Annotated in this window: 12 protein-coding genes; 2 read left to right on the top strand and 10 right to left on the bottom strand. The window is 42.8% G+C overall.

Annotation, left to right across the window (positions count from 1 at the left end; all coding sequences use genetic code 11):
- Nucleotides 1-222: 222 nt before the first annotated feature.
- The 9 genes from IBX40_10995 to IBX40_10955 all read right to left on the bottom strand — a co-directional run bounded on the left by IBX40_10995 (nt 223) and on the right by IBX40_10955 (nt 3,768).
- Nucleotides 223-480, bottom strand: coding sequence for a nucleotidyl transferase AbiEii/AbiGii toxin family protein (locus IBX40_10995; protein MBE0524844.1), 258 nt, complete (start codon nt 478-480; stop codon nt 223-225).
- Nucleotides 481-500: 20 nt separating this feature from the next.
- Nucleotides 501-884, bottom strand: coding sequence for a nucleotidyl transferase AbiEii/AbiGii toxin family protein (locus tag IBX40_10990; protein ID MBE0524843.1), 384 nt, complete (start codon nt 882-884; stop codon nt 501-503).
- A 1-nt stretch (nt 885) separates the two neighbouring features.
- On the bottom strand, nt 886-1,836 hold the full coding sequence (locus IBX40_10985; GenBank protein ID MBE0524842.1) for a type IV toxin-antitoxin system AbiEi family antitoxin domain-containing protein: 951 nt from the start codon (nt 1,834-1,836) through the stop codon (nt 886-888).
- Between the two features lie 208 nt (nt 1,837-2,044).
- A complete protein-coding gene (locus IBX40_10980; GenBank protein MBE0524841.1) occupies nt 2,045-2,218 on the bottom strand; it encodes a hypothetical protein in 174 nt (57 codons plus the stop codon).
- 22 nt (nt 2,219-2,240) lie between these two features.
- Nucleotides 2,241-2,480: a hypothetical protein gene (locus IBX40_10975; GenBank protein ID MBE0524840.1), complete on the bottom strand. Its 240-nt coding sequence runs from the start codon at nt 2,478-2,480 to the stop codon at nt 2,241-2,243.
- Nucleotides 2,481-2,484: 4 nt separating this feature from the next.
- Complete coding sequence (locus IBX40_10970) at nt 2,485-2,715, bottom strand: type II toxin-antitoxin system HicA family toxin (protein MBE0524839.1); 231 nt, start codon at nt 2,713-2,715, stop codon at nt 2,485-2,487.
- Complete coding sequence (locus IBX40_10965; GenBank protein MBE0524838.1) at nt 2,708-2,923, bottom strand: type II toxin-antitoxin system HicB family antitoxin; 216 nt, start codon at nt 2,921-2,923, stop codon at nt 2,708-2,710. The genes IBX40_10970 and IBX40_10965 overlap by 8 nt, the downstream gene beginning before the upstream one ends.
- Nucleotides 2,924-3,305: 382 nt before the next feature.
- Nucleotides 3,306-3,455: a hypothetical protein gene (locus tag IBX40_10960; GenBank protein MBE0524837.1), complete on the bottom strand. Its 150-nt coding sequence runs from the start codon at nt 3,453-3,455 to the stop codon at nt 3,306-3,308.
- Nucleotides 3,448-3,768, bottom strand: coding sequence for a hypothetical protein (locus IBX40_10955; GenBank protein MBE0524836.1), 321 nt, complete (start codon nt 3,766-3,768; stop codon nt 3,448-3,450). Before IBX40_10955 ends, IBX40_10960 begins: the two co-directional genes overlap by 8 nt.
- Before the next feature lie 39 nt (nt 3,769-3,807).
- Between IBX40_10955 and IBX40_10950 the strand changes: the two genes are divergently transcribed.
- Together IBX40_10950 and IBX40_10945 are read left to right on the top strand one after the other, a co-directional pair.
- Nucleotides 3,808-3,993: a hypothetical protein gene (locus IBX40_10950; protein MBE0524835.1), complete on the top strand. Its 186-nt coding sequence runs from the start codon at nt 3,808-3,810 to the stop codon at nt 3,991-3,993.
- A gap of 194 nt (nt 3,994-4,187) precedes the next feature.
- Entirely contained in the window at nt 4,188-4,523 is a 336-nt protein-coding gene (locus tag IBX40_10945) for a hypothetical protein (protein MBE0524834.1), read from the top strand.
- An 18-nt stretch (nt 4,524-4,541) separates the two neighbouring features.
- Here the strand turns inward: IBX40_10945 and IBX40_10940 are convergent, their stop codons facing one another.
- A complete protein-coding gene (locus IBX40_10940; protein ID MBE0524833.1) occupies nt 4,542-4,748 on the bottom strand; it encodes a DUF2283 domain-containing protein in 207 nt (68 codons plus the stop codon).
- Nucleotides 4,749-4,804: the final 56 nt, after the last annotated feature.

Below are 4,804 nucleotides of genomic sequence, written 5' to 3'. Positions count from 1 at the left end.
ATGTTAATCGGAAGAGATTAATGGATATATGGAGGGCTTAACCGATCACCAATGGTGAGATATTTTCTTGAAGCAAGCGATTTCTGAATGATGATCTATTCATTCCCCTGGGGTATGAAATCTAACATCGACATTAGATCTTTTACAATCAATTCGAAGTCTGGAAGGTCCCTGGTAAGTCTGGCAAGTGCAATAGTCCAGAATTTATTTACTTCTGAAAGTCTAATCAAAAAACAGTTCAGGTTTGAATTCGATCCCTGTAATCCGGCATTTTTCGATCAGCAGTTCTCCAATCATAGTCTGGTTAAAATCTTTTTCTCTTAAGAGCCGCCCGACATCGTAATAATCCCTTGCTTTACCCCTTTGAAGGATACTTCGAAGCTTTTCAACCAGGATCTCATTTGGTGAATAAACAAGTACCTCAAATGGTGGAATTTCATATTCAGGTTTCACATTTATCTGCAGGGGCTTTTCGATCAATTTTTCTTTCAGAGAAATGTCTAAGGAGATCTTATTTTTAAATCCCATTGGCCCGAGGAACTGGATATTGGCAAATTCGCGAACTCTCCTGCATTGAAAGCACTTACAGAAAAAATGATACCGTTCGTCCTGTTAACCGATACTAAAACATCTTCAAAATCCTGTTTCAGACTATGAGGATCAACCTGTTTGATGATCGTAAAGTCTATATCTTCTGAAAGGCGCCATTCAGGAAAGTAGATCTTCCTTATGGCCGTCCCCCCTTTGAAGATCAGAAGATCCCTTAGCTTTGACTCATTCCAGTAAATGCTGCTGAGAAGCCATGTAAGTGCATAATCCTTTTCCAGTGTAGCTACATCGAATCCAGTTTTCCTGGCCTGTCGTCTTAGATCATTTTCGTCCATATCAATGCCTCATCCAGCCAATCAGTTCTTCTTCTGTCCGGTTTATTATAAGTCCATACTTTTTTGAATATTCCAGTGCGTTTTTCGGGCCGAGAGGATCAAGCCACATGTATCCTTTCCCTATCTCAATGGATATTTTTTCTGCCAATCCCAGCAATTCCAGCGCATAAGAAATCCTTCTGGTAACCACGTTCACGTCAAGTCTTTTTGAATAATCAAACAGCTTTACGAAATCAAGTTCATTCCTGGCGTTCCATATCCCTTTGAATACTTCATCCAGACCACCGCAATATCCTGGATAGAGCATGCAGTCTACAATGGTTTTTTCTCTTGAAGAGATGTTAAAACTACCTCCTGCTGCCTTCTCCTCCACAAAACCAAAGAATTTCTTTTTTGCCAGTGTGACGAATTCGAATCTGGTGTTTCCATATTCCAGATCCCTTTTCCGCTGTGTTGTGGCAATGAAGACCATTTGGGGGACCTGTTCTGTCAAACCCCAATAGTTAAGGGCGTTCCAAAAACCAATGTAATACGTATCTATTATATGTGGAACGATAAGATATGGCACTTCAACCCAGGATCCTTCATAGCCGGCTCTTGCAGGTATGAGCAGATATTTCCCTTTTTCTATCTCTTCGATCCTTCCCTTTTTCTTTAAGCGGTAAATCACATTCCAGACTGAAGGAGGAGAGGTTCCAAGAATCCGCTTTGCATCGTTTATGGTAAAGATAGATCTATTTTCCTCTTCCACTGTAAACAACAGCTTTAGTTCATTTGCCCCTAATGTTATTTTTTGTGTAATCATAATCTTGTTATAAGAGAGTATTGTTACATAAATATTAATATTTTTCTTATCACCATAAGATGCGATCAAAAACCGGTGTAATTTTATAACATGAATAATATATTTCAAGTAGCTCCAGCACTTCCCGGCATAACATCCTATCTTCACTCCCGCACACCACCCGCGGTCCTCCACCTCCCCGACCACGATGATCGCAGGGAGCGGGCCCAGTTATCAGTACAAAAAGAGGGGTGGCAGGTGCAGGAATGGAGGCTGCAGAGAGTGAAGAAATGAAAGTGTATTGGATCATTTCAAGAATAACCGCAGATGAACACAGATGAACGCAGATAATGGTTGTTATGGGTTTTAAATTTATTTATAATAATATTTTAACAGTGGTGGCAGCACTTCCCGGCACAACTTCTTTATCCAAACTCTCGCGTACCGTGGGTATTGGTGGACCACTATGAGAGGACGGGGGAGAAGTACCGCTAAAACAGGAAATTGTACTGCTGGACAGGGGCATGAACAAAGACGAATGCAAAGCCATGTGCACCTCTCCCCAGATCCCCTTACGGGAAAAGCTCTTCTTCAGAATGATCTACGAGACCACCACCCGACCCAGGGAGGTCCTGGAGTCCTGGATTGAACTGTGGAACCGCAATACTGGCGAGATCACCTTCCCGAAGACCAAGGGCAAGTACAACCGCTGGACCGGGCGTCACATCCCGGGTGCGCCCAAGACCATGAAGCTGACCGGTAATACCAGTGAGATGCTCAGGCACTATGTGGGGAACAATAAGAAGGGGCATATTTTCATTCAAGCAATTCAAGTAAATCATCTTTACTTAATCCAGTTTGATGAAGAATATCTAGCAAAGTCCCTTTTGCTACCTCTTTATGCAAAGGAACAATCGTTTTAAATGTTTTTTCAAGCGTTACTTTCTGCATCGAAATATGACTTCCTCTTTGGCGTACTTCGACAAAACCCGCTTTTTTTAAAGCCGTCACAAGTTTGTTTCCAGATAGGACTGGTAATTTAGGCATGTACAACTTCTACCGTGGTCCAGAATGGTCTTGATGTTTCAAGTGGCAGGTCTTCTGTTCCAAAACTTTCAATATAAAGTTCTATAGCTTCTTTGATGTTCGCATGTGCTTCTTCTAGGCTTTCTCCTTGAGAGGTTACTCCAAGTTCAGGACATCTTGCAATAAAGAATTTATCTTCTTTTTGAATAGAAATCAGAAATGTTCTCATAATATCCACCGATTTGTTGATATATTATCTCAATATAATTTAACTTCATTGTTTTCTCTGATTTAAGTTTATGATCTGATTGATTACACAGCCGCTGTCCATCCAGCCCAGCCAGGCTACCTGACACAGGGGAGCGGGCGCATACTTCAGTGCAGGAAGAGAGGCTGGGGGGATTGAAGATATAAATGGGTTGTTTTATATTTTATAACATAACAAATATATTTCTAGTTGCTCCGGCACTCACGGGCATAACCTCCATATTCACACCCCCACCAACCTCACCAGAACATCAAGAAAAACCAGGCATATGCCCTGTTTTACCTGAAATATGAAAAAATATTATTCGCATCCCCAAGGACAAGTACAACCGTTGGACCAGGCGTCACATGTGCGCCCTGACGTGGAGCTTCCAGCCATTTACAAGACGTGCCTGTATCTTCAATCTATAATAATCCCCAAAAGCATCGGAATCGATTGAGAGAATGGATTTTACAATACTGGATTCCCTTAAAATCTTGACTGTCCTATGCACTTATACCAGTCTCTTTGGCAGCCATTTTCCAGACTTTCAGCATGTTATCAGCGGCTTCCCATTCCATCCAGTCATCTTCTTCTGGAATGGAGGCTCCTGTTTCTAATTTCTTTGAAAGAGCATTAAAGAACATGTTATATTTTTTCTCAAATGTTTTAAGCTGTTTTTTATAAAATTGTATCTTATGCTTTATGAAATCTGATGTCACATCCTTTATGAATTCGCCGGGAGAATCATACAGGCCAAGCTCCACCAGCGGTACGGCAGCTTGTTTTAATTCGAAGAGAAACTTATTTTCAATTTCTGAACTCATGATATATTCTTGGAACCAGGCAGATAAAAGCTTTTTGTAGTGCCGTCCCCCCAGATCCCCTTACGGGAAAAGCTCTTCTTCAGAATGATCTACGAGACCACCACCCGACCCAGGGAGGTCCTGGAGGCCAGGATCGAGCTGTGGAACCGCAATACCGGCAAGATCACTTTCCCCAAGACCAAGAGCAAGTACAACCGCTGGACCAGGCGCCACCTGTGCGCCTAGGACGATGAAGCTGACCTGCAATACCAGCGAGATGCTGCGACACTATATGGGGAACAATAAGAAGGGGCATATTTTCATCAACAGGAGGACGGGATCAGATGGTCAGATAAACTCCGGCTGCTCGAAGAAGTGGTTCCAGCGGTTTCGCAGGGATCCTAGCGGTATCCATCTGGTGATCGGCAAGCAGCGGTGCGGTGATCGAGGCTATCCTGCAGGTCCCCAAAGGCGGCGTGTGCGTGATCGATGATGCTCAGCTGTTCTTTAACAGCATGCGAACCGGGGATGACGATTACATGAAGCTCAGGAACCTGGCCAATATCATTGAGAAGAGCAATATCTGCCTGATCTTTAATGCTCACAGCACCACGCTGCTGAACAAGACCCCTACCGAATCCACCAGGACCCTGATCTTCAAGGAACTGGGCTTCTTTGGAGCAGATACCAAAACGGGGCTATATCAGACCGTATGCTGCCGTTGCAGATGCTCGAACGATATGGATGAGCTGGATAATCTATTACACAGCTGCTAAATCAAACACACCATAACATTACGTAGTGAGTACTTCAATAGGGATATTTCCCGTTTTATCGGTAAGAAGGTTCAACTTTTCAAATCCGATGACCTTGTTATCTTTGTCCTTTTTTAAAATTATTTCTTCACCTGTTTCCTCACAGATGAATTCTTTTTCAGCATCATCAAACCACACATCCAGTGTGTTTGGTTCCCGGTTGAGAATTACTTTTATTTTATCCATACTGGATCGAGCAGCTGGCCATTTCTTTGCAAGAGCTTTATGCAACCTGATTATCG

The organism is Methanosarcinales archaeon (assembly GCA_014859725.1).
GTDB lineage: Archaea > Halobacteriota > Methanosarcinia > Methanosarcinales > Methanocomedenaceae > Kmv04.
Note: the sequence above shows the minus strand (reverse complement) of the source record. Positions and strands in the feature narration are given on the sequence as shown.